The following is a 22910-nucleotide window of genomic DNA, read 5'->3' on the forward strand; positions in this document are numbered from 1 at the left end:
CCGACCATTCGTTCGGGAACCAGTGTGACGACTTTTCCCCGCCCGCACAACCCTTGTCTTTTCGACGCGGGCTCAGGGCCGGGACCCACCCGTCAGTGGGATTCCCGGCTCACCTCCGAGCCGCTGGAGCCGATGAGGAAGTCCAGGTCGGCGCCCGTGTCGGCCTGCTGGACGTGGTCGACGTACAGGCGTTCCCAGCCGCGCCTGGGGTTGGCGAAGCCGGTGACGGTGGCCTCGTTCGGGGTCCTGCGGGCGAGTTCCTCGGCGGGTACGTCGACGTCGAGGCGTCGGGCCGCCACGTCCAGGTCGATGAAGTCGCCGGTGCGGACGAGAGCGAGGGGGCCGCCTGCCGCCGCCTCCGGGGCCACGTGCAGGACGACGGTGCCGTAGGCGGTGCCGCTCATCCGGCCGTCGCAGACGCGGACCATGTCACGGACGCCCTGTTCCAGCAGCTTCTTCGGCAACGGCATGTTGGACACCTCGGGCATGCCCGGGTAGCCCTTGGGGCCGCAGCCGCGCAGGACGAGCACGGAGTCGGCGTCCACGTCGAGGTCGGGGTCGTCGATGCGGGCGTGGAAGTCCTCGATCGAGTCGAAGACGACGGCCCGTCCTCGGTGGCGCAGCAGCTGCGGGGAGGCCGCCGCCGGCTTGACGAGCGCTCCGTCGGGGGCGAGGTTGCCGCGCAGCACCGCGATACCGCCCTCGGCGACCAGCGGCTTCGCGCGCGTGCGGATGACCTCCGGGTCCCAGATCGGCGCGTCGTCGAGATGGTCCACCAGCGGCTCGCCGGTGACGGTGAGCGCGTCGGGATCGAGCAGGTCGCGCACCTCCCGCAGCACGGCGGACAGGCCTCCGGCGCGGTGGAAGTCCTCCATCAGGAAGCGGCCGGCGGGCTGGAGGTCCACCAGGACGGGGACCCGGGAGCCGATCCGGTCGAAGTCGTCGAGCGTGAGGGGGACGCCCAGGCGTCCGGCGATCGCCAGCAGATGCACGACGGCGTTGGTCGAGCCGCCGATGGCGGCCAGGGCGACGATCGCGTTGTGGAAGGACGCCTCGGTCAGGAAGGTGGCGGGGCGGCGGTCGGCGGCGACCATGTCCACCGCCAGTCTGCCGGTGCCGTGGGCGGCCTCCAGGAGCCGGCTGTCGGGCGCCGGAGTACCGGCCACCCCCGGCACGATCGTGCCGAGCGCCTCGGCGACCAGGGCCATCGTCGAGGCGGTGCCCATGGTGTTGCAGTGCCCGCGGCTGCGGATCATCGCCGACTCGGAGCGGGTGAACTGTTCCGAGGAGAGCGTGCCGGCCCGCACCTCCTCCGACAGCCGCCACACGTCGGTCCCGCAGCCCAGTGGCGTCCCCCGGAAGGTCCCGGTCAGCATCGGTCCGCCGGGCACGACCACCGCGGGCAGGTCCACCGAGGCGGCGGCCATGAGGAGCGACGGGATGGTCTTGTCGCAGCCGCCGAGGAGCACGACTCCGTCGATCGGGTTGGCCCGCAGCATCTCCTCCGTGGCCATGGCCGCCATGTTCCGCCAGAGCATGGCGGTGGGCCGTACCTGGGTCTCGCCGAGCGACACCACGGGCAGGTCCAGGGGGATGCCCCCGGCCTCGTACACGCCGTTGCGGACCGAGGCCGCGACCTCGTTCAGATGGGCGTTGCAGGGGGTCAGGTCCGAGGCCGTGTTGGCGATGGCGATCTGGGGCCGGCCGGTGAAGGCGTCGTCCGGTGCGCCCCGGCGCATCCACGCCCGGTGGATGTAGGCGTTGCGCCCCTGGCCCTCGTACCACTGCGCGCTGCGAAGTGTCACCGGTAAGCCTTTCCAACAATCGGTACGGTGGTCTATTCTTCGGAACCTCATGGAGCATAGACAGATGGACGACGGCACGTCAGCCCCTGTGAGCGAGGAAGCCGCCGGAGGCGACGGTGACGGGGCGCGTCTCGTGGGGTCGGACCGGGTGCTCGCCGTCCTCAAGGAGTTGGCCCGCTATCCGGACGGCGTGGGCCTCGAAGAGCTCACCCGGGTGATCGGCAGCCCCAAGCCGACCGTGCACCGGGCGCTGGTCTCGCTGCGCCGGGCCGGGCTGGCCGACCAGGGCGTCCGGGGTCGCTATGTCCTCGGCGACGAGTTCCTGCGGATGGCCTTCGCCCACCACGAGGAACGCCCCGAGCATGTCCGGGTGCGTCCCGTACTGGAGGCGCTGGCCGACCGGTTCGGCGAGACGGCGCACTACGCGGTCCTCGACGGCCGCGAGGTCGTCTACCGCGCCAAGGTCGACCCGCCGAGCGGCGCCGTCCGCCTGACGTCGACGGTGGGCGGCCGGAACCCCGCCCACGCCACCGGTGTCGGAAAGGCCCTGCTCGCCCATGAGTTGGCCACCACTGCCGAGGTCGAGACGTGGATCGGCGACGCGCCCCTGGCTCCCCGCACACCCCGGACCCTGTGCACGGCCGACGGCCTGCACCGCGATCTCCGGATCGTCCGCGAGCGGGGTTACGCGGTGGACGACCAGGAGAACGAGCCGGGCGTCAACTGCCTCGCCGTGGCCGTGTACGCGACCTCTCCGACCACGCCCTCCGGCGCCGTGAGCGTCAGTGCCCTCACCTACCGCACTCCGCTGCACACCCTGGTCGAGGCGGTCGCCGAGATCCGGGAACTGCTCGGCCCGCTGGCCGAGCCGCACCGATGACGAGCGGCCAGCAGCCCCTCACCCCCGTCCTCCCGCCGGCCGAACTGGAGACCGACCCCGTGCACCTCTTCCTCGTCCTGGAACCCGGTCGCCGCCCCGGCAGCCGTCGCCCGTACCTGCTCGGTCAGCGGTGAGCGCCCGCCGCGCCATGCGTGCGTTCGTTCTCACGGGCCCCGGGAAGTACGAGGTCCAGGAGGTCCTCGCCCCCGTGGCCGCACCGGGGGAGGTCGTCGTCGACGTCGAGCGGGTCGGCGTGTGCGGCACCGACATGGAGTTCCACACCGGCGCGATGGCCTATCTCCACCAGGGGCACTCCGCCTACCCGATGCGGCTCGGCCACGAGTGGTCGGGGCGTGTGGCGGAGGTCGGTGATGGTGTCGACGGCGCGTGGATCGGCCGCCGGGTGATGGGCGACACCATGCTCGGCTGTGGTGTCTGCCGACGCTGCCGACGAGGGCGTCAGCATGTGTGCGAGCAGCGGCAGGAGGTCGGCATCCGCGGTGACCGGGCCGGCGCCCTCGCCGAGCAACTCACGGTCCCCGCTTCCTCGTTGCACGCCCTGCCCGACTCCGTCGACGCCACGCTGGGCGCACTGGTCGAGCCCGGCGGCAACGCCCTGCGCGCCGCCCGGGCCGCCGAACTCGGGCCCGGTGACCGGGCGCTGGTGCTGGGACCGGGCACGATCGGGCTCCTGGTCGCGATGTTCGCCCGGGCCGCCGGGGCGAAGGTCCACCTGATGGGGGCGACCGACGGTTCGCTCGCCTTCGCCCGCGATCTGGGCTTCGAGCATGTCTGGCGGGAGGATTCCCTCCCGGATCTGCCGTACGACGCTGTCGTGGACGCCTCCAACGCGGCCCATCTTCCCGATCTGGCCCTGGAGTTGGTCGAACCGGCGGGCCATGTCGTCTACATCGGTCTGGCCGGCGAGCCCAGCCGGATCGACACCCGTACCGCCGTCCTCAAGGACGTCACCGCGGTCGGCGTACTGTCCGCCTCCCCCGGCCTCGACGCCACCATCCGGGCGTACGCGGAGGGTTCGGTCGATCCGCGGCCGCTCGTCGCCGCGACGGTGGGTCTTGACGACGTCGGAGCCGTCCTCGCGGGTGAGCGCCCGGCGGGCGCGGGTCCTGGTCCCAAGTTCCATGTGGACCCGCGCCTGGGCTGAGGCGGGTGCCGGTCGACCGTGCCGGCACGGTTCAGGGGGCGGTGATGCCGTCGATGACATGACGGAGGAAGCCGACCGCGGTGCCGCCGTCGCGGACGCGGTGGTCGAAGGTCACGCACGGAGGAACTTCTCAGCGACGCGCGCCGGCCGAACATGTCGTCACCCTTCTCGCCGTCCTGAAGTCCGGGGCGACCCATGGACGTCTGGACTCCGCCTACCCGGCGGACCGGCTCACCCACACCGTGCCGTACGCCGTGTCCCGTGAGCCGGAAAGCGGTCACCTGATGCTGATCTCCGCCAGTTGGAGACGGCGGATCGTGCTCTCGTCGGAGGCCGGCGCGCCGAGCCTGGTGGCCTGCAGGCGCAGATGGCGGCCGGTGGCGGCGGTGAGGGTGTAGGTCTGCGCGGCTCCGTCGGGGTTGGCCTGGCCGGTGACCGTGCGCACGGTGGTGTAGGCCGTGGCTCCCTCGGCCCGGGTCCGCAGGGTGAAGTCGACGGGGAAGCCCGCCGTGCCGCCACCGGCCGCGCCGGTGTCGGTGCGGGGGTGGAGGGTGACGGAGCCGATGGAACGGTCGGCGCCCAGGTCGACCTCGATCCAGACAGGGGTGGCACCGACATCGGCGGAGGGGAAGTCGATGCTGGTGAAGCCCTTGGCACCCGTGACACTCGACGTGGTGCCGTCGAGGGCGCGCGTCTTGCCCCAGTCACCGTTCTCCAGCGTGCAGTTGGCGGTCACCGAGGTCGCGGCGGTGGGGACGGCGAGTTCGGCCAGCTGGAGCCGGTACTTGGCCGACTCGTCCGCGGCCGGGACGCCGAGCCTCGTCGCCTGCAGCCGCACGTACCGGGCGGTGGTGGTCCGGAAGCCGTAGGTCTGCACAAGTCCGCCCGGATTGGGCTCGGCGGTGACGGTACGGACGGTCGTGGAGGTGCCGGCGCCGTCCGCGCGTGTCTGGAGGGTGAAGTCGACCGGGAAACCCGCGGTACCGCCGCCGACAGCGGGAGTGTCGGTGCGGGGGAAGAGCCGGACGGCGTCGATGTCGGTGTCGGCTCCGAGGTCGATCTCCACCCACACCGGGTTCGCGCCGACATCGGCGGAGGCGAACTCGTTGCTGGTGTAGCCCTTCGCCCCCGTCACGCTGGTGAGCTTGCCGTCGGTGAGCCGGCTGCGGCCCCAATCCCCGTTCTCCAGGCTGTTGTTGCTGCTGACGGCGCGGCCGAGGGCGAGGTTGTCGAGCCGCCCGGCGCCGGTGACGGTGAACGTCCATGTGCCCGGCTGGAGGGTGAAGTACACGTACGCGGAGTCCTTGCCCGCGTACGTGAGGCCGCCGGCACCGCCGGTGGCGGAGCCCGAGGTGAAGACGGTGGTGCCGTTGGCCTTGATGACGGGATGGGAGCCGCCGTAGGTGGGCACGCCGACACGGGCCGTCGTGCCGCTCGGCGAGGTGAGGCCGAGTGTCACCTGGGTGCCCTCGCGGGTGATGCCGAAGCGGATGTCGCCCTTGACGGTGGGTGTCACGGTGTTGATCTTCGTGAGGGTGCCGGTCTGCGGGACGACGTCGTACGTCGTCCAGCCGGGCTGCGTGGGGCGCACGCCCGCCGCGTAGGCGGACAGCGCGTAGAGCGGGCCGCCGTTCCAGGCGTGGTTGTCGGTTCCCTCAGCCTTGGTCCACAGCTCCCACAGGGTGTAGGAGGCGGGGTCGTTGACCTGCGCGGCGAAGCGGTTGCGCATCCGCTCCTCGGCGACGGTGGCCGCGCCCATCAGGTACAGCGCCTCCAGGACGTAGAACTCCATGTAGGGGCTGGCGTTGAGCTGTGTGCGCAGCACCTCGACGAGCCCACGGTTGCGGGAGGCGGGGGCCAGGCCAGCGACCACGGCGAGGGCGTTGGCGCGGTCGTCCGTGTCGCGGGTGTAGCCGGGTGAGCGGTACTCGTTCGTGGAGGAGTTCCACAGCACGCGGTCGAAGTTGGCCCTGATGCTGTCGCGTCGGGCCCTCCAGCCGGCCGTGTCGGCGCTGTTGCCGCTGAGGTCCGCCAGTCTGGCGGCGGTGTCCAGGGCGAGGTAGTACCAGCAGTTGTCGAGGACCCGGGCGTCGATGTCGGAGCCCCAGTCCTCCCAGTCCCAGTCCCCCGCCCGGTGCTTGACCAGGCCGTCGCTGTCGAGCGCCCACAGGTTCAGGTACTTCTTGACCGCCGGATAGGCGCCGGTGACGGCGTCGGCGTTGCCCGTGTAGAGGTAGTAGGTCCAGAACGACCACACCGAGGCGAGCATCTGGACGGGCAGTTCGGCCGTCCAGCTGACCGACGGGACCGGGGAGTAGAGGGCCCCGGTGTCCTTCTGCCAGGCCGTCAGCTGGGCGATGGCCTTCGCGCCGAGCGCGTGCGAGCGGGTGTCGAAGGTGTAGAAGCCCTCCTTGAGCTGGTTGACGACATCGCCCCACCACTGGGCGCGTTCGCGGGTAGGGCAGTCCATGTAGTTGTCCCGCATGTTGACGTACATGGTGCGGGCGGCCTTGCCCCACAGGGTGTCGAGGAAGGGGTCGCTGCTGCTGAACGACCCGGCGAAGTCGGTGTCGTAGCCGGACTCGCGGTACTTCAGGTCCAGGACGGTGACACCTGCGGGGATGGTGTAGCGGACGGCGGTGCCGCTCATCCAGCCCAGTGACTCGAACTCCTGGACACCGCCGGCGCAGACATAGGTGGAGCGCACGTTGAAGCCGGTGCCGGGTTCGATGCCCGTCAGGTTGGCGCCGTCGTCGTGGTGGTCGGTCTGGATGCCGATCACCGCACCGGCGGGGGCGTCCACCTTGAGGTACGGGGTGACCTGGAGGTTGGACGGCAGGGTGGCGGAGATGGGGGTGCCGCCCTGTCCCGCGGACGGCAGGGAAGCGGCGTTGGCGTAGGACGTGAGACCGGAGTGGCGGAACAGCGGAACCGGCCGCTGGACGAGGCCGTTCCAGGGCGCGGAGCCGGCGGCGCCGAAGTCGGTGGGAGCCGTCCAGCCGCTGTCGTCGAAGCCCGGGGACCGCCAGCCCGCCATGGCGGTGGCGTTGCGGGCGTCGTAGTAGATGTTCGACTCGGGCAGCCGGAAGTTGGCCTGTGCGCCGCTGGTGTTGTTCGAGTAGCCGGGGTGGGCGGTGTGCTTCCAGCCGGTGTCACTGACTATGCGGGTGGTAGTGGACCCGGTCGTGATGTCCGACTGGAACAGCAGACCGCCCTTGCCGCTGCTGTTGTGCGAGAAGCCCTGCTTGCCGAAGTGCCACACCAGCAGTGCGACGGTGTTGCTGCCACTGGTCAGGTAGGGGGCCAGGTCGATGACGTCGTGGTAGGTGTCGGTGCGGTTGGGGCCGCGCTTGAGTCCGCCCTCGAAGACCACGAGGGTGCCGTTCACCCACAGCCAGTACTTGGAGTCGGCGGCGATCCTCGTCAGGGCCTGGGACGGCTTGGCGGGCAGGGCGAACGACCTGCGGAACGCCACCCATTGGTTCGTCGCGGTGGCCGGAGCCCAGATCCACTTGGCGGTCCAGGCATCGGCTGCGGCCGCCGCCGGTGCGAGGGCGGGCAGCACCAGGGAACTCGCCAGGGGCGCGAGCGCCACGGCTGTGGCGGTGCGCAGGACAGACCTGCGGGTCAGCTGTCGCATCGGGGGGTCCGTTTCATGGGGTGGTCAGGAGATGGGGAGAGGTTGGTAGGGCCGGGCCTGGCGGGGACGTCAGTCCCGTACGCCGCCGAGCAGCGCCTCCAGATCGGCGGCGGCACCTGCGCCGCCGTCCTCGAAGAGGACCTTGTTGGCCAGCGCGGGCAGTTCACGCGCCGGCACCTCCAGGAACGGTTCCAGCTTCCGGGCCAGCCGGGCGGCGTCGGAACCCAGGCCGTGCCGGAGCAGGACTCCGACCGTGCGTTCCCACAGACCGGGGTCGTCCATCAGGTCCCGTACGGTGGCCGGCTCGGCCGAGGTCGCCGGGCAGGGGTCCTCGGTCGTCCAGGTGTGCGTCCCGTGAGCCGCGGTCACCGGGGGCCATCCCTCGCCGGGCAGGTGGACGGTGGCCCGCGTCCCCACGGGCACGGTCACCTCCAGATGGAAGCGCCCCTCCGCGCGCCGCCAGCTCACCGAGGCCTCGCCGTACGGAGTGACATGTCGGGCGGAGGCGTGGGTGAGCGCCCGGTCCGGCAGCGGCCGTACGGTGAACTCCCGGTATCCGGGGGCGGCGGGGGCGAGTCCGGCGACCGTGCGGTGCATCCAGTCGGCGACGGCGCCGAGGGCGTAGTGGTTGAACGAGGTCATCTGGCCCGGGTTGACGGTCCCGTCGGGCAGCATGCTGTCCCAGCGTTCCCAGACGGTGGTGGCGCCCATCGTCACGGGATACAGCCAGGACGGGCAGCCCTTCTCCAGCAGCAGACGGTGCGCGAGGTCGGAGCGGCCGACGGAGGTGAGGGCGTCGGTCATCAGCGGGGTGCCGACGAATCCGGTGGCGATCCGGAAGCCGCCCGTACGGACGAGGTCGGCGAGCCTGCGACCGGCGGCCTCGCGCTGCCCGGGGAGGGACAGCAGATCCCACTCGAGGGCCATGGCGTACGCGGTCGGTGAGTCGCCCACGATCCGGCCGGCCGGTGTGACGAACGCGCGGGCGAACGCCTCCCGGGTCCGGGCGGCGAGCGCGCGGTACTCGTCGGCCTCCGCGGAGCGGCCCAGCGTCGCCGCGGTACGGGAGACGAGGTCGGCGCAGCGGACCAGGCACGCCGTGGCGACGACGTCCGCCGGGGTGCGGGCGGCGAACGGGTCGTCCGGCGGTGCGGCCGGGTCGAGCCAGTCACCGAACTGGAAACCGCCCGCCCACACGCCGTCGGCGGTCAACGAGGCGATCTTGTCGACCCAGGCACGCGCACTGGCGAACTGGCGCCGCAGGATGTCGAGATCGCCGTAGCGCTCGTGGAGCACCCAGGGCACCACGGCGGCCGCGTCTCCCCAGGCCGCCGCGGTCGGTGACCCGGTGTCCAGGACGTCGGGGACCACCCAGGGCACCGCGCCGTCGGGATGCTGGTCGGCGGCGAGGTCGGCGAGCCAGGAGGAGAGGAAGCCCGCGGTGTCGAAGAGGAAGGCGGCGGTGGGCGCGAAGACCTGGGTGTCTCCGGTCCAGCCGAACCGCTCGTCACGCTGCGGACAGTCCGTGGGTACGTCGAGGAAGTTGCCGCGCGTGCCACGGACGACGTTCTCGTGGAACTGTTCGAGGTCCGGGTCGGAGCAGGTGAACCAGCCGGTGCGCCGCAGGTCGGTGCCCACGACCACGGCGTGCAGGTCCTCGGCCGTGAGGCCGGGCACTCCGCTGATCTCGGCGTAGCGGAAGCCGTGGAAGGTGAGCGAGGGTTCGAGGACGGCCTCGGCGGACTCGGCGAGCAGGTAGGTGTCGACGGCGTCGGCCGTCCGCAGTGGCCTGGTGCACAGCTCCTCGTCCTCGAGGACCTCGGCGTGCCGGACGGTGACCTCGCGGCCCTCCGTGGCATCGCGTACCCGCAGCCGGACCCAGCCGACGACGTTCTGCCCGAAGTCGGCGAGCGTACGGCCGGACGGTGACTCCCAGACCTTCAACGCGGGCAGCACCTCGGTGACGCGTACCGGGGGGCCGTCCGGGGCGACGAGTCGCGCCAGGTCCGTGTCCTCCTCGGGGAGCACGTCCACCGGGCCGATCGCTGCGCCGGGTGTGAACCGCAGATCGGTGCGCTGGCCCTTGTAGAGGTCGTCGGCGACGATCCCGGTGTCGCGCGCCCGCCACTTCTCGTCGGTGCCGAAGACGTCCACGGACCCGTCGGCGTACCGGACTTCCAGCTGGGCGAGCAGGGCGAGCCGGTCGCCGTAGAGGGCGCGGGCACCCCACCAGCCGAGGTGGCCCCGGTACCAGCCGTTGCCGAGGAGGACCGACAGGGTGTTCTCGCCCGCTGTCAGCAGTGCGGTGACGTCGTGGGTCCGGTAGCGCAGCCGGTGGCGGTAGCTGGTCCAGCCGGGTGCGAGGACCTCGTCACCGACGCGGGTGCCGTTCAGTGCGGCGGTGTAGACGCCGTGAGCGGTGGCGTACAGCCGGGCGCTCACGATCCCGGGGCGCAGGACGAGTGTGCGGACGAGCTCGGGGGCGGGTGCGTCCAGGGCGCCGTGGTCGCGGGGCGTGATGAAGCGGGCGCTCCAGTCGCGCGGGTGCAGCAGTCCCGTCTCCACGGTGGCGGGCGCGCTCCACCCGCTCCAGGCGTTCTTGGAGGCCACCCGGATCCGGACCGTGGCCCTGGTGCGGGAGGGCAGGGGCTCGAAGGGCCAGGGCACCAGGATCTGCTCGGCCGACTCGACCCGTACGGCGGTGACGCCGTCAAGCTCGACCTCGTACGCCGTCTGGTGCCAGCCGGGGTCGTCCGTACGCACCTGCCAGGAGAGGCGCGGGGCCGGGGATCCCACACCGAGCGGGTCGTCCCGGTGCTCGAAGCGGATCGCCGCAACGGTGGTGTCGCGGGGCTCCGGATGTTTCACGGCCATACCCGTCTCCTCTCTGGACGTGGAACGTTCCACGTTTGAAACGACTCAACCATGAGCCGGAGAGGTCAGCGCGTCAAGAGCGGACGGGAAATTGGATCCGCGATTCCGCCGCGCTCAGGGACGCGGCGGGGCTGTGCTGCCGCGCACCACGAGGTGCGGGGTCGAGGCCGTCACGACGGCACGGTCACGGCTCTTCTCGATCCGCTCCACCAGGAGCCGGGCGGCAGTCTCGCCCATCATCGCTCCCGCCTGGTCCACGCTGGTCAGGCTGACCGGGGCGAGGGCGGCCACCGAGGTGTTGTTGTACCCGGCGAGCGAGAGGTCCCCGGGGATGCGCAGGCCGAGTTCGGCGGCGGCGCGGAAGACTCCGGTGGCGGCGACGTCCGCGCCGGCGAAGATCGCGGTGGGGGGTCGTCTCGACGTGAGCAGTTCCATGGCGCCGCGGTAGCCACCCTCGTCGGAGTACCCCGAGTTCACGACGCGGGCCAGGTCGGCCAGGCCGTGCCGGGCCATCGCCTCGTCGTAGGCGGCCCTGACATGGTGTTCCGGGCGCTGGCGCCACTGGGTGCCGCGCACCGTCGGATGCGACAGGTGGGCGATGTCCCGGTGCCCCAGGCCTACCAGATGGTCGATGACGAGATCCACGCCGAGACCGTCCTGGTTGACCACGCTGTCGTACGCCGGCGACGGGTCGTGATGGCCGATCACCACGGTCGGCACGTCGGCAGCGATGCGTACCACCTCCTCCCGGGCGACGGCGGGGGCGATCAGGATCAGCCCGTCCATCTGCCGGTCCACCATGGCGTGGATGAGCTTTGTCTGGTCGTCCCTCTCGGCGGAGCCGCTGGAGCCGATGAACACCGTGAACTCGGTGGTGCGCAGCGTGGCGTCGACCCCCTCCAGGAGGTCGGCGTAGAAGGCGTTGCGGATGCTCGCGAGGAGGATGCCGATCGTGAAGGTGCGGCCCCGCATACCGCGGGCGGCGGCGTGCGGACGATAGCCCAGCTCGGCCATCGCGGTCCGCACCCGCTCGCGCATCGCCGGGCTGACGCCATAGGCGTTGGTCAGCACCTTCGACACGGCGGAGGTCGACACGCCCGCACTGCGTGCGACATCGGCGATGGTCACCCTCTTCGAGCCGCCGGCAGATCGCATGGGAATCCCCACCTCCGTTGTCATGATCGCCCCGCCCCACTTCGGCGTTTCCGGAACGTTACTCGCAGATGACTTGACGGCTCCGGGCGGTTCGCCTCAATCTTTGGGGCATTCCGTTCGTGGCACGTTACACGAAAGGCCCGCCACGACCGGCCGAACGGACGGCCACACCACGGCGGACCGCCAAGGACCCGACGCACGGCCGCCGCGAAGGATCAAGAGGCCGGCCCTCCATGCCCCATCTCCACCCGCAGCCCTACCGCACCGGACCCCACCACCCCCACTGAAACGATTCACAGCCGCTCGAACGAAGGAACAACCATGAGGTCAAGCACTCCCGCCAAGAGAAGGGCCGTGGTGACCGCGGCCGCCGTTCTGCCGCTCGTGCTCAGCGCCTGCAGCGCCGGTTCGCTCGGCTCCGCCGACGATGGCGGGAACGCGACGTCGATCAAGCTGCTCGTCGACAACGCGCCCGACAACCTCCAGTCCGCGCAACAGCTGGCCAAGGCCTTCGAGGCGAAGAACCCGAAGATCAAGGTGAGCGTGGAGACGCGTCCCGGCGGTACGGAGGGCGACAACCTCATCAAGACCCGGCTGCAGACGGACAGCATGGACGATCTCTTCGTCTACAACGTGGGATCCCTGTTCCAGCAGATCGACCCGACGAAGACGCTCACCCCGATCACACAGGACCCGTATGTCAAGAACCTCGACGAGTCCTTCCTCCCGCAGGTCACGGTGGGCGGCCAGACCTACGGCGTCCCGCTGGGCTCGGCGCTCGGCGGCGGCGTCCTCTACAACAAGAAGGTCTACGACAAGCTCGGCCTGTCGGTGCCCAGGACCTGGGCGGACTTCATCGCCAACAGCGAGAAGATCAAGGCCGCAGGTATCGCCCCGGTGATCCAGACCTACCAGGACACCTGGACCTCCCAGCTGCTGGTGCTGGGCGACTTCCACAACGTGGCGGCGGCGCAGCCGGACTTCGTCAAGGACTACACCGCCGACAAGGCGAAGTTCGCCACCGATGCGAACGCGTTCAAGGGCTTCGAGCACCTCCAGCAGATCCACGACCTGAAGCTGCAGAACTCCGACTACGCGTCGGCCACCCTCGTCAAGGGCCTGCAGATGCTGGCCACCGGCAAGGGCGCCCAGTACCCGATGCTCTCCACCGTCATCAGCGGCATCAGGACGAGCAACCCGGACCAGCTCAACGACATCGGGTTCTTCGCACTGCCCGGGGACGACGCCGCCACCAACGGCCTGACGGCGTGGTTCCCGAACGCCCTGTACGTCCCGAAGACGACCACCGGCGACAAGCTCGCCGCGGTCAAGAAGCTCCTCGCGTTCGCGGCGAGCCCGGCCGGCTGCGCGGCCCAGGCCAAGGCGTCGACGCCGACCGGCCCCTACCTGGTCAAGGGCTGCACCCTGCCGACGGACGTACCGACGATCACCAAGGACGTCGCCGCCTATTTCACCGGCGGCGCCCAGAGCCCGGCGCTGGAGTTCCTGTCCCCGGTGAAGGGACCGAGCCTCGACCAGATCAGCGTCCAGGTCGGCTCCGGCATCACCGACGCGAAGACCGGGGCGGCCCAGTACGACAAGGACACCGAGAAGCAGGCACAGCAGCTCGGTCTGCCGGGCTGGTAGGAACGCACGTCAGTGTCTCCCCGCCTTCGGCGACGGGCGCGGGGAGGCACCCGAGAGAGGTCGAACGATGACCACAGTCGTACCGGCCGGGCAACCGCCCGCCACACAGCGGGAATCGGCGAGCAGGGCGCGCCGCTCCCCCGGAACGCGCAGTTCCTATCCCACCTGGTTCTATCTGCCCGCGGCGGCCGTCTACGGGGTGCTGTTCCTGGTCCCCACCCTCGCGTCGTTCTACTTCAGCCTGACCAGGTGGACGATCTTCAAGTCGACCTTCATCGGTCTGGACAACTACACCGACTTCTTCCAGGAACCGGCCCTCGTCAAGGGCTTCGTCAACACGTTCCTGTACGCGGTCGTCACCTCGGGACTCAAGGTCGTCATCGGCCTTCTCCTCGGGATCCTGCTGACCAGTCAGATCCGAGCGCGTGGTTATCTGCGCTCGGTGGTGTTCTTCCCGGTGCTGGTCAGCACGGTGGGCATCGGCATCACCTTCACCGCCTTCATGGACCCCTCCACCGGGGCCATCAACAGGGCCCTTTCGGTGATCGGCGTCGACGGTCCCGGATGGCTGACGGATCCCTCGCTCGCCCTGTTCTCGGTGGCGCTGGTCGACGTGTGGAAGGGCGTGGGTCTGGCGACCGTCATCTACATCGCCGGCATCGTGTCCATCCCGGACGAGTACTACGAGGCGGCGAGGCTGGACGGCGCGGGTTCGTGGCAGCTGCTGCGCAACGTCGTCCTGCCGCTGAGCTGGCCGGCCACGTCCACGGTCATCATCCTGTCGCTCATCGGCGGGCTGCGTTCCTTCGACCTCATCTGGGCGATGACCCGCGGCGGACCGGGCTTCAGCTCCGACGTGGTCGCCTCCGTCATCTACAAGCAGTACCAGGCGGGCTTCTACGGCCTGTCGACCGCGGGGAACGTCATTCTCTTCCTGGTTGTGACGGCGGTCGTCGTCCCGCTGTCCCGCTTCCTGGCCCGCAAGGAGGTGCAGCGATGAAGAAGTCCACCGGCACCTGGCTCGGCCTCCTGTCGACCGCCGTCAGCCTCGTGGTCTTCGTCGTGCCGTTCGCGTTCATCGTGCTCACGGCCGTGAAGGATCCGCAGCAGGCGTCGCAGCTCGACTTCTCCTGGCCACGCCACTTCCAGCTGGTCGACAACTTCGTCCAGGTGGTGGAGGCGCGGGACTACATCCTGGTCATCGCGTTCGTCAACAGCGTGATCCTGACCGTCACGAGCGTGACGGCGATGGTCGTCCTGGGCGCGATGGTCGCGTTCGTGCTGCAGCGCCGGATCACCCGCTGGACGGGGCTGATCAACTTCCTGGTCCTGTCCGGGCTGATCATCCCGCCGGCCGTCGTGCCCACGATCTGGGTCCTGCAGAAGGCGGGCCTGTTCGGCACACTGCCCGGGCTGATCCTCGTGGAGGTCGCCTTCGGTCTGTCCTTCTCCATCCTGCTGTTCCGGGCGTTCATCGCCACCATCCCGCGCGAACTCGACGAGGCCGCGATCATCGACGGCGCCTCTCCGCTGCGGCTCTTCTTCCGGGTCGTCCTGCCGATGCTCCGCTCGGTCGTGGTGACGGTGATCGTCGTCCAGTCGGTCGCCGTCTTCAACGACTTCACCAACCCGCTGTACTTCCTGCCGGGTGAGCAGAACGCCACCGTCCAGCTGACGCTGTTCAACTTCCAGAGCCAGTACAGCACCAGCTACAACCTGCTCTTCATGGACATCCTGCTCATCACCGTGCCGCCGCTGATCATGTTCCTGTTCTTCAACCGGCAGATCGTGGCGGGCATGACCGCGGGGGCGGTCAAGGGCTGAGTCTCCGGCGCCCCTCGTACCAAGTGCCAAGTACCAACACCTCACCGATACAAAGGAGTCTCGTGTGACCAGCCCCCATGCCGGCCTGCATGTCGAAGGCCTCCGTCCCCGGAGGCACGGAACCCGGACACCCGGAACGCGACACCGTTCCCTCCTCACTGCCCTGCTGGCCGCCGCCCTTGCCGTCCTCGGACTGGTCTCGGCCGGGCGGGCGCAGGCGCTCGGCGGTGACATCCGTATGCACGACCCGTCCGTCATCAAGGTGGGCAACTGCTACTACGGCTTCTCCACCGGGTTCGAGAACGACCCGCTCAATCCCAGCGGTTCCATCACCGAGCGCCGGACGTGCGACGCCACGGCGGCGACCGGCTGGACGAAGATCGGCAACGTCTGGGAGTCCACGCCGTCCTGGATCGCCGGCAAGCTCGGTTCGACGCCCCCGAACATCTGGGCCCCCGACATCAAGTACTTCAACGGCAAGTACCACCTGTACTACGCCGGTTCGCTCTGGGGCACCTCGTACGCGGTGATGGGTCTGGCCACCGCCACCAGCATCGAAGGCCCCTGGACCGACCAGGGCATGGTCACCGACGTCAACTACCCCATCGATCCCAACGTCGACTGGGGACCCGACGGCCGGCTGTACGTCTCCTGGGGCTCCTGGACCGGCTCCGGCACCTATATGCACGTCCTGGACCAGTCCACCGGCAAGCTGTCCACCAGCGACAACAACCTCTGGCACATCGCCGTCGGCATCGAGAACCCGACCATCGTCCTCAACGGCGGCTACTACTACCTGTTCGGCTCCAAGGGCCTGTGCTGCAGCGGCACCAACAGCACCTACTACACGGTCGTCGGACGGTCCACCGCCATCACCGGCCCCTACCTCGACCAGAACGGCACCGACATGGCGTCCGGCGGAGGAACACAGGTGCTCGCGGGCGCCCACCCGAAGGTCGCCGCCGGCGGTGCGGACGCCTACGACGACGGCACGTCCAAGTTCCTCGCCTACCACTACTACGACGGGAACAACTCCGGCCGGGAGGCCCTCGACATCCGCCAGGTCACCTTCACCGGCGGGTGGCCCGTACTCGCCGCCCCGCTGGGCTCCGCCGACAACCACCTCATGAACCGCAACAGCGGCAGATGCGCGGACGTCTGGTTCGCGAGCACGGCCGACGGCGGTGCCGTGAACAACGGCAACTGCAACGCCGGGACCAACCAGGGGTGGGTCCCGACGCCCAGCGGTTCCAACTACCGCCTGGTCAACGTCAACAGCGGCAAGTGCCTCGAGATCCCGGGCGGCTCCACCGCCGACGGTGCGACGGCCGACCAGTGGACCTGCGACGGCGGCACGCACCAACTCTGGCGCAGGACATCGGTGATCGGCGGCTATGTCACCTTCACCAACGTCAACAGCGGGCTGTGCCTCCAGGTCGCCGGAGGATCGACCGCCAACGGCGCGGCCCTGAGCCAGTCGAGCTGCAACACGGGTACGAACCAGCAGTGGCTCCTCGTCTGAGACCTTGGCGCGTCCGCGGCACCGACCGGTGCCATGGACGCGCCTCCCCTCTTGCGACCCCTCAGCCGGCCAGAGGATCACCCGTGATGAACGTGTGCCTCCCCGAGCCGACGCTGTGCGGGTCGCGGCCTCCCGAATGGAGCAGCACCTGCGCCGTGGTGTTCGCGGGCAGCTCCACGTCCAGCCGGAACAGGCCGTCGCGCCGGGCCCACCGCGCGGACACCTCGCCGTACGGTGTGCGGTAGCTGCCCTCGGCGTGGGTGAGGTCGCCGACCGGGCGGGGGTCGATCACCAGCTCGCGGTAACCGGCCCCGCCGCGCGCCTGGCGGATGCCGACGACTCCGGCGTGGAACCACTCCTCGATCTGGAGCAGGATCATGTGGTTCTTGGAGTTGCCCATGCCCCACTCCTCGGGCACGGTCGTCAGGCCCTGCGGATTGGCGGTGGTGGGTGCCATGAAGTAGCCGTAGCTCGGCCGGGTGTCCTCCTGGAGGACGTCCCACAGGACGTCGTCGCGTCCGCCCTCGTGCAGGGCCCTGATGATCGGGGCAAGCCCGAGGGTGCCGCCGCTGAGGTGCGGCCCGCCCCCGAACGGCTGGTGTGCGCGCACCAGTTCCACCAGCGCGTCCAGCACCTTCTCGCGTTCGGACTCCGGTACGAGGCCCTCGTCCAGCGCGAAGGCCTGCGCGGCCTGGGTGGCCCCGGCGCCGCCCCGGTCTCCCTCGGCGGTGTAGCGGGCAAGAGCCGAGTTGTAGAAGGCGTCGTTGAACGCGTCCCTGATGTTGTCGGCGAGGTTGCGGTACTCGGAGGCGTCCGTGTCCCGTCCTCAGTGCGGCCATCCGGGCCATCCGGTCGGCGACCTGGTGGTAGCCCCAGGTTCCGGTGATACGGCCGGAGGTGTTCTCGCTCGCGATCCAGTCGGCGAGGGCGGCGTCGACAAGGTGGGCGTTCGCCCCGGTGCCGGTCTTCCTGGTCCTGATGCAGTTCAGGAACGCCTGCATCCGCGGGTAGTAGCGGCTCATCGTCTGGGTGTCGCCGTACGTCTCGTACAGCAGCCAGGGCACCAGCACGATGCCGTTGCCCCAGTTGATCTCGTCGCCGAAGCGGCCGGTGTAACCCCAGTCGTACACCGGGGTCTTGAGCGCCACGTTGCCGATGTCGGCGCCCGCCCTGGACTGCCCCTCCGCCAGGTGCCGTTGCATGGTGCGCAGGTAGGCCGCGTATCCGAAGGTGCGGTGCACCGAGGCGAAGGGCTGTACGTAGTCGGCGGGGTAGGCGAGCTTCTCGCGGCCGGGGCAGTCCGTGAAGGTGGACATGGTGTTGCTCATGATGGAGTAACGGGCCATGCGGTGAACGCGGTTGACGCGGTCGTCGGACGTGCTCAGGGAGCCGGCGGCCGGCACGTCCGCGTGGATCCGCAGTCCGGTCACCGTGTCCCGGGTCGGTATGTAGCCCTCGGGCAGGCCGGTGACCTGGAGCCACTGCATGCCGAAGTAGTGGAACCGCGGATGCCACCGCTCGCCCCGCTTGTCGCCGTACGTCGTGTAGGCGGCGAACACGTCGGTGCCGCGGGCGGCGCCACCGCCCATGATCGACGCCTGGTTGACGGTGCCGTCGGCGTTGAGCGACTCGGCGGGCCGCAGCTGGACCGTGCTGCCTGCGGGCAAGGGGCCGTCGAGTTCGAGTTGCGGCCAGCCCGCGAAGTTCTGCCCGAAGTCGAAGACCCACACGCCTGGTTGGGGCTGGGTGACGCCGACCGGGCGGAGTCTGTCGACGACCTTGAGGGGTTCGGCGACGCGCCAGACCAGTTCGGTGGTCAGGTTGGGCGGCGGGGCGATTCCCGCGCCGACCCAGCCCACGGCCGTACCGTCGCGCCGCTTCGCCGACGCACCGAGGTCCGCGCCCGGGGCCGTCCAGGCGGGCTGCTCGCGCCGGGCGTCGTAGTCGGAACCCGAGTACCAGTTGGCCGTGGTGGTCGGGCCGAGTGCCGCCCGCCACGAGCGGTCGCTGACGACCGTCTCGACCCTGCCGTCGGTCCTGGTGAGTTCCAGGCGGGCGATGAGACGTGGGGAGACGGCCGCGCCGGCGCTCGGGTCGGTGCTCGCCAGGGAGTTGCCGGAGCCGGTGACCGCCGCTCCGCTCTCGTGGCCGTGGGAGAGACCGGGTTCGAAGGTGATGCCGGTGCCGTCGGCGCCCGCGGTACCGATCGCGGTGATGGTGCGGGACTCCAGGCGCACACCGCCGTCGCCGGTGTCGATGTTGACGGTGCCGCCGACGTGGTAGTTGGCCACACTGTTCACCTTGACGGTGACGGCACCCGGGTCGGCGGGCACGACCAGGCTGCCGCTGCCCTTGAACTGACTCTGCCACCAGCTGTAAGGGGCGGTCCGGCCGGTCGCCGGGTTGGTGACGGACCGGGTCACCAGCGCCGTACCGTGGCCGAGCTCGACGCCCAGGGTGTTGGCGCCGGGGCGGACGAGGCGGGTCACGTCGTACGCCCGGTATTCGGTGGAGAGCTGGTAGTTGGAGTTGCCCGGAGCGAGCACCTCGTCGGTGACGGGCCTGTCGTTGAGCCACGCCACCTGCAGTCCTACGCCGGACAGGTACAACCGCGCCCGGACGACGTCCCCCCGGCCCGTGTCCACGCGGAAGGCGCGGGCGAGGAGGGGCAGCGGCTGGTCGACGCTGCGGCCGGGGTACTCGATCCAGCGGGCCTCGCCCCAGTCGGCGCGCTTGAGGAGGCCCATCTCCCACGACGCGGCCCGGCTCCACGGTGTCGCCCTGCCGTGGTGGTCCCAGGCCCGCACCTGCCAGATCACCCGGTCGCGGGAGGCCGGGGCAGGGCCGTGCCAGGCGATGTCGGTCTGGGCCGAGGAGCGGACCGTGCCGCTGTCCCAAAGCAGACGGCCCCGGTCGAGGTCCGCCTCCGTGCGGGCCGCGCGAATCCGGTAGGCGGACTGTGTCCATCCCGCGCCGGCGCCGACCACCCGCCAGCCCAGTCGGGGTGCGGGGTTGTCGACGCCTAGGGGCTCGTCCTCACGGCCGTCGACGGTCAGACCGGTGACCCTCGCCCCCCGTCTGTCGTCCTCGTGACCGGCGTGGGCCGTCTGGGCGGGCAGTGCCAACCCGGTCGCCGATACGGCCATCGTCGTGACCACCTGTCTGCGGCTCAACTCTGCTCCACCTGGGACATCGGGCATGTCGAACCTCCGATATGCGATCGATGAGAACGTCTCAGTCGGCTGCTGCGCATCACCGTCGGCCACAGAGGGTGGCCGACGGCGCGTCGGTCAGCTGCCGGACTCGTAGTCGCTGTCCATCTCGGCCAGGACCTTCTCCGGCGTGCTCTGGTCGCTGAAGATCTCCTGGAGACCGCTGAGCATGGTCTGCTGGACCTTGGCGTTGGGCCAGAGCTGGTCCATGAACGGCACGGTCCGACCGGCCTTCACGAACTCGGACAGCTGGGCGAGGGACGGGCTCGCGACGAAGCCCGTGTCGGACAGGCTGGGCAGTCCGCCCTGCTTCTTGACGAACAGGTTCATGCCCTCGGGGGACATCACGAAGTCGACGAACTTCAGGGCGAGTTCCTCGTTCTTCGCCTTGGCGTTGACGCCGTATCCGGCGCCCGCCGCCGCGGGTATGAGGGTCTTCGACGGATCGTCGGTGGCCGGCAGCGCCCGGAGGGTGAACGTTCCCTGGGGGTTCTTCTGCTCCAGGAGGGCGATCACCCAGTTGCCCTGGATGATGCCGAGCGTCTTTCCGGTCGCGGCGAGGCTCTGGCTGGCTTCGTAGTTGGTGCCCAGGGGGTCCTTCTGGAAGCAGCCCGTCTTCTCCATCGTCAGGTACTTGTCCAGGGCCGTCAGCCAGGGCGACTTGGCGAAGGTCGCCTGCCCCGCCTGCATCTTCTGGTCGAAGTCGCGGTCGTCGCCGTAGACGGTGGTGGCGACGAGTGCGTACTGGACGAGCTGGGTCACCCAGTTGTCCTGGTTGCCCAGGGCGAAGGCGGGCGTTCCCTTGGCCTTGGCGGCGCGGCAGAAGGCGAGGAGGTCGGTCCAGGTGTCCGGCGGGGTGAGACCGGCCTTCGTCATGGCCTGCTCGTTGTAGACCGCGCCGATGCCGTTCTGCCCGAAGACCGCCGTGTAGGTCCTGCCCTCGTACTGGGCGACGCTCTTGATCGCCTCCGGCAGCGTCGCCGCCCACGGCCGGTCCGAGAGGTCGCGCAGATAGCCGGGCTTGGCCAGGGTGTAGGTGGCGCCCGGATTGCCGTTGCCGGGCCACACCGACATCACGTCGGGCGCGGTCCCGGAGGACAGCTGGGTGCGGATCTGCTGCTGGTACTGGTCGGCGCCGCTGGTGGTGTAGCGGACCTTGACGCCCGGGTTGGCCTTTTCGAACGCCTTGACGACGTCCTCGACCGAACCCTGGTCGATGGAGGCGAGCGTCAGGGTCCGGGAGCCGCCCGAGCCGCTGTCGGAGCCGGTCTTGGTGCCGCCGCTGCACGCGGCCAGCACGGCGACCGAGGTCGTCGCGGCGATCAGAAGGGGGAGTGCGCGTGTCTTCATGATGTCCTTCTCGGGGAAGAGCCACCGGGCATGGGGGACGGTCGGGCGTCGGGGCTCACCCCCGCAGTCCTCCCGCGAAGCCGTTGATGATGCTGCGCTGCAGCACGAAGTAGACGAGCAGGACGGGCAGGACGCTGATCACCAGAGCGGCGAAGATGAGGTTCCAGTCGGTGACGTACTGACCGACGAAGCCGGCGATCGCGACCGGCATGGTCTGCCGGTCGCTGCCGCTGAGATACAGCAGCGGGGTGAAGAAGTCGTTCCACACCGCGACGGCGTTGAGCACCAGGGCGGTGACGGTGATGGGTTTCAGCATCGGCAGGACCACGTACCGGAAGCCCTGCAGTGGTGTGCACCCGTCGATCAGCGCCGCGTCCTCGAAGTCGCGGGGCAGGGCGCGCAGGAAGCCGACGTAGAGGAAGACGGTGAACGGCACCTGGAGGCCGGAGTAGAAGAGGACCAGGGCCCATGGGGTGCCGAGCAGGCCGAGGTCGCGCATGGTCTGGTACAGGGGCAGCGAGGCGAGTTGGAAGGGCAGGACCAGGCCCAGCAGGAAGCCGAGGTACGTGCCCCGGGACCAGCGTGGTGTCGCGCGGGCCAGCGGGAACGCCGCGAGGGAGGAGACGGCGAGCACGATCACGACGCTGCACGCCGTCACCAGCACGCTGTTGAGCAGCGCCCCGCCCAGCGCGCCCTGCTGCCAGGCCTCGGTGAAGTTGTGCAGCGTGGGCGAGGTGGTGGGGCTGATCGGCGAGGAGGTGTCCGACGCCGGCCGCACGGCCAGGTTGACCAGGACGTACACCGGGAAGCCCACGACCAGGGCGATGGCGATCATCGTCAGTTCCAGCGCGAACGTACGACCGCGGTAGCGGCTCACGAGGTGGCCCTCTCGTTGCGCGACAGCACGGCGTACTGTCCGGTCGAGACGACGGCCACGATGATCGTGAGGACGACCGCGAGCGCGATGCTGTAGCCGAACTCCCCCAGCGTGAAGGCGTCTTTGTAGATCAGCGTGGAGAGGGTGTCGGTCGCGTGTCCCGGCCCGCCGCCGGTCAACGCGTAGACCTGGTCGAAGAGTTTGATCCCGCCGATGATCGACAGCATCAGGTTGATGGTGAGGGCCGGAGCGAGCAGTGGCCGGGTGACCGACCAGAAGCGCCGGACGGCACCCGCGCCGTCGATGGCGGCGGCTTCGTGGACCTCCTTGGGTACGGACTGGAGTCCCGCGAGGAAGATGACCATGGAGTAGCCCGCGAACTGCCAGACGATGACTCCGACGACGGACCACAGGGCGACCGTCGGGCTGCCCAGCCAATCCTGCCGCAGCCCGTCCAGTCCGACCGCGCCCAGCAGGCTGTTGACCGCGCCGTCGGGGCCGAGCAGGTTGCGCCAGAGGTAGGCGGTGACGATCGGGGTGATCACGGCCGGGGCGAACAGCAGGACCCTGAGCACGTTGCGGGACCTGATGGCCGAGTTGACCCCGAGGGCGAGCAGCAGGCCCAGCGCGTTCTGGATGACCGTGATCGACACGGCGATGACCAGTGTGTGCCGGATGGCCTGCGTCGCGTCGGGATCACGGAGCAGTTCGGAGAAGTTGTCCAGCCCCACGAAGGAGAAGTGGGGGTCGAGGCCGTCCCAGTCGGTGAAGGCGTAGTGGACACCGCGGACACTCGGCACGAGGACGACGAAGGCGAAGAGCAGTACCGCGGGCAGGGCGAACCACCAGGGCGGGGTGTTTCGCGCCCGCCGGACACCGGGAGCCGGTTCGGTGTCCGGAAGCTGCTCGAACGGGGCCGCGGTCACCAGCACACCTCCTTCCGCGAATCGGTTCACGAC

At 70.0% G+C, this 22910-nt stretch carries 15 protein-coding genes and 1 pseudogene; 7 read left to right on the plus strand and 9 right to left on the minus strand.

Translation table 11 applies throughout. From position 1 onward, the window contains the following. Window positions 1–92 precede the first annotated feature (92 nt). On the minus strand, window positions 93–1805 hold the full coding sequence (locus tag ABZ855_RS30405; RefSeq protein WP_360812239.1) for an IlvD/Edd family dehydratase: 1713 nt from the start codon (window positions 1803–1805) through the stop codon (window positions 93–95). Window positions 1806–1854: 49 nt separating this feature from the next. Between ABZ855_RS30405 and ABZ855_RS30410 the strand changes: the two genes are divergently transcribed. Genes ABZ855_RS30410 through ABZ855_RS30420 form a run of 3 tightly spaced genes read left to right on the plus strand, consistent with a single transcriptional unit; the run spans window position 1855 to window position 3850 of the window. Next, a complete protein-coding gene (locus ABZ855_RS30410; protein ID WP_360812241.1) occupies window positions 1855–2685 on the plus strand; it encodes an IclR family transcriptional regulator in 831 nt (276 codons plus the stop codon). Next, on the plus strand, window positions 2682–2819 hold the full coding sequence (locus ABZ855_RS30415) for a hypothetical protein (protein WP_360812243.1): 138 nt from the start codon (window positions 2682–2684) through the stop codon (window positions 2817–2819). Before ABZ855_RS30410 ends, ABZ855_RS30415 begins: the two co-directional genes overlap by 4 nt. Window positions 2820–2833: 14 nt before the next feature. After that, window positions 2834–3850 carry an alcohol dehydrogenase catalytic domain-containing protein gene (locus tag ABZ855_RS30420; RefSeq protein ID WP_360812245.1) on the plus strand — a complete coding sequence of 339 codons (1017 nt, stop codon included), beginning with the start codon at window positions 2834–2836 and terminating at the stop codon, window positions 3848–3850. 277 nt (window positions 3851–4127) lie between these two features. Here the strand turns inward: ABZ855_RS30420 and ABZ855_RS30425 are convergent, their stop codons facing one another. The 3 genes from ABZ855_RS30425 to ABZ855_RS30435 all read right to left on the minus strand — a co-directional run bounded on the left by ABZ855_RS30425 (window position 4128) and on the right by ABZ855_RS30435 (window position 11519). Further along, window positions 4128–7490, minus strand: coding sequence for a discoidin domain-containing protein (locus ABZ855_RS30425; RefSeq protein ID WP_360812247.1), 3363 nt, complete (start codon window positions 7488–7490; stop codon window positions 4128–4130). Between the two features lie 69 nt (window positions 7491–7559). After that, entirely contained in the window at window positions 7560–10364 is a 2805-nt protein-coding gene (locus ABZ855_RS30430; protein WP_360812249.1) for a family 78 glycoside hydrolase catalytic domain, read from the minus strand. Window positions 10365–10478: 114 nt separating this feature from the next. Beyond that, window positions 10479–11519 (minus strand): LacI family DNA-binding transcriptional regulator, encoded by a 1041-nt coding sequence (locus ABZ855_RS30435; protein ID WP_360812251.1) that lies wholly within the window; start codon window positions 11517–11519, stop codon window positions 10479–10481. A 321-nt stretch (window positions 11520–11840) separates the two neighbouring features. On the opposite strand from ABZ855_RS30435, the gene ABZ855_RS30440 reads away from it, so the two are divergent. From ABZ855_RS30440 to ABZ855_RS30455, 4 genes are all read left to right on the plus strand, one after another. Then, window positions 11841–13166 (plus strand): ABC transporter substrate-binding protein, encoded by a 1326-nt coding sequence (locus ABZ855_RS30440; RefSeq protein ID WP_360812253.1) that lies wholly within the window; start codon window positions 11841–11843, stop codon window positions 13164–13166. A gap of 67 nt (window positions 13167–13233) precedes the next feature. Next, a complete protein-coding gene (locus ABZ855_RS30445) occupies window positions 13234–14166 on the plus strand; it encodes a sugar ABC transporter permease (protein ID WP_360812255.1) in 933 nt (310 codons plus the stop codon). Beyond that, the gene (locus ABZ855_RS30450; protein WP_360812257.1) at window positions 14163–14990 is read left to right on the plus strand and encodes a carbohydrate ABC transporter permease; all 828 of its coding nucleotides are present in this window, start codon (window positions 14163–14165) and stop codon (window positions 14988–14990) included. The genes ABZ855_RS30445 and ABZ855_RS30450 overlap by 4 nt, the downstream gene beginning before the upstream one ends. Window positions 14991–15054: 64 nt before the next feature. Then, window positions 15055–16512 carry an RICIN domain-containing protein gene (locus tag ABZ855_RS30455; RefSeq protein ID WP_360812259.1) on the plus strand — a complete coding sequence of 486 codons (1458 nt, stop codon included), beginning with the start codon at window positions 15055–15057 and terminating at the stop codon, window positions 16510–16512. A gap of 61 nt (window positions 16513–16573) precedes the next feature. Here ABZ855_RS30455 and ABZ855_RS30460 read toward each other — a convergent pair whose 3' ends face one another. The 5 genes and pseudogenes from ABZ855_RS30460 to ABZ855_RS30480 all read right to left on the minus strand — a co-directional run bounded on the left by ABZ855_RS30460 (window position 16574) and on the right by ABZ855_RS30480 (window position 22877). Further along, on the minus strand, window positions 16574–17293 hold the full coding sequence (locus tag ABZ855_RS30460) for an alpha-L-rhamnosidase C-terminal domain-containing protein (RefSeq protein ID WP_360812339.1): 720 nt from the start codon (window positions 17291–17293) through the stop codon (window positions 16574–16576). Between the two features lie 106 nt (window positions 17294–17399). Further along, window positions 17400–19712: pseudogene (locus ABZ855_RS30465) on the minus strand (family 78 glycoside hydrolase catalytic domain); the annotation flags it as partial. A 90-nt stretch (window positions 19713–19802) separates the two neighbouring features. Then, complete coding sequence (locus ABZ855_RS30470; protein WP_360812261.1) at window positions 19803–21074, minus strand: extracellular solute-binding protein; 1272 nt, start codon at window positions 21072–21074, stop codon at window positions 19803–19805. Between the two features lie 55 nt (window positions 21075–21129). Beyond that, window positions 21130–21951, minus strand: a complete 822-nt coding sequence (locus ABZ855_RS30475) for a carbohydrate ABC transporter permease (protein WP_360812263.1) — start codon at window positions 21949–21951, stop codon at window positions 21130–21132. Continuing rightward, entirely contained in the window at window positions 21948–22877 is a 930-nt protein-coding gene (locus tag ABZ855_RS30480; protein WP_319202763.1) for a sugar ABC transporter permease, read from the minus strand. The genes ABZ855_RS30475 and ABZ855_RS30480 overlap by 4 nt, the downstream gene beginning before the upstream one ends. Window positions 22878–22910: the final 33 nt, after the last annotated feature.

The organism is Streptomyces sp. NPDC047042 (genome assembly GCF_040644035.1).
Classification (GTDB): Bacteria; Actinomycetota; Actinomycetes; order Streptomycetales; family Streptomycetaceae; genus Streptomyces.

Excerpts from the sequence above, each read along its gene's own strand:
- ABZ855_RS30450 (WP_360812257.1), top strand. The coding sequence starts at position 14,163 with ATGAAGAAGTCCACCGGCACCTGGCTCGGCCTCCTGTCGACCGCCGTC.
- ABZ855_RS30425 (WP_360812247.1), bottom strand. The coding sequence starts at position 7,490 with ATGCGACAGCTGACCCGCAGGTCTGTCCTGCGCACCGCCACAGCCGTG.
- ABZ855_RS30430 (WP_360812249.1), bottom strand. The coding sequence starts at position 10,364 with ATGGCCGTGAAACATCCGGAGCCCCGCGACACCACCGTTGCGGCGATC.
- ABZ855_RS30415 (WP_360812243.1), top strand. The coding sequence starts at position 2,682 with ATGACGAGCGGCCAGCAGCCCCTCACCCCCGTCCTCCCGCCGGCCGAA.
- ABZ855_RS30445 (WP_360812255.1), top strand. The coding sequence starts at position 13,234 with ATGACCACAGTCGTACCGGCCGGGCAACCGCCCGCCACACAGCGGGAA.
- ABZ855_RS30410 (WP_360812241.1), top strand. The coding sequence starts at position 1,855 with ATGGAGCATAGACAGATGGACGACGGCACGTCAGCCCCTGTGAGCGAG.
- ABZ855_RS30440 (WP_360812253.1), top strand. The coding sequence starts at position 11,841 with ATGAGGTCAAGCACTCCCGCCAAGAGAAGGGCCGTGGTGACCGCGGCC.
- ABZ855_RS30435 (WP_360812251.1), bottom strand. The coding sequence starts at position 11,519 with ATGCGATCTGCCGGCGGCTCGAAGAGGGTGACCATCGCCGATGTCGCA.
- ABZ855_RS30420 (WP_360812245.1), top strand. The coding sequence starts at position 2,834 with ATGCGTGCGTTCGTTCTCACGGGCCCCGGGAAGTACGAGGTCCAGGAG.
- ABZ855_RS30470 (WP_360812261.1), bottom strand. The coding sequence starts at position 21,074 with ATGAAGACACGCGCACTCCCCCTTCTGATCGCCGCGACGACCTCGGTC.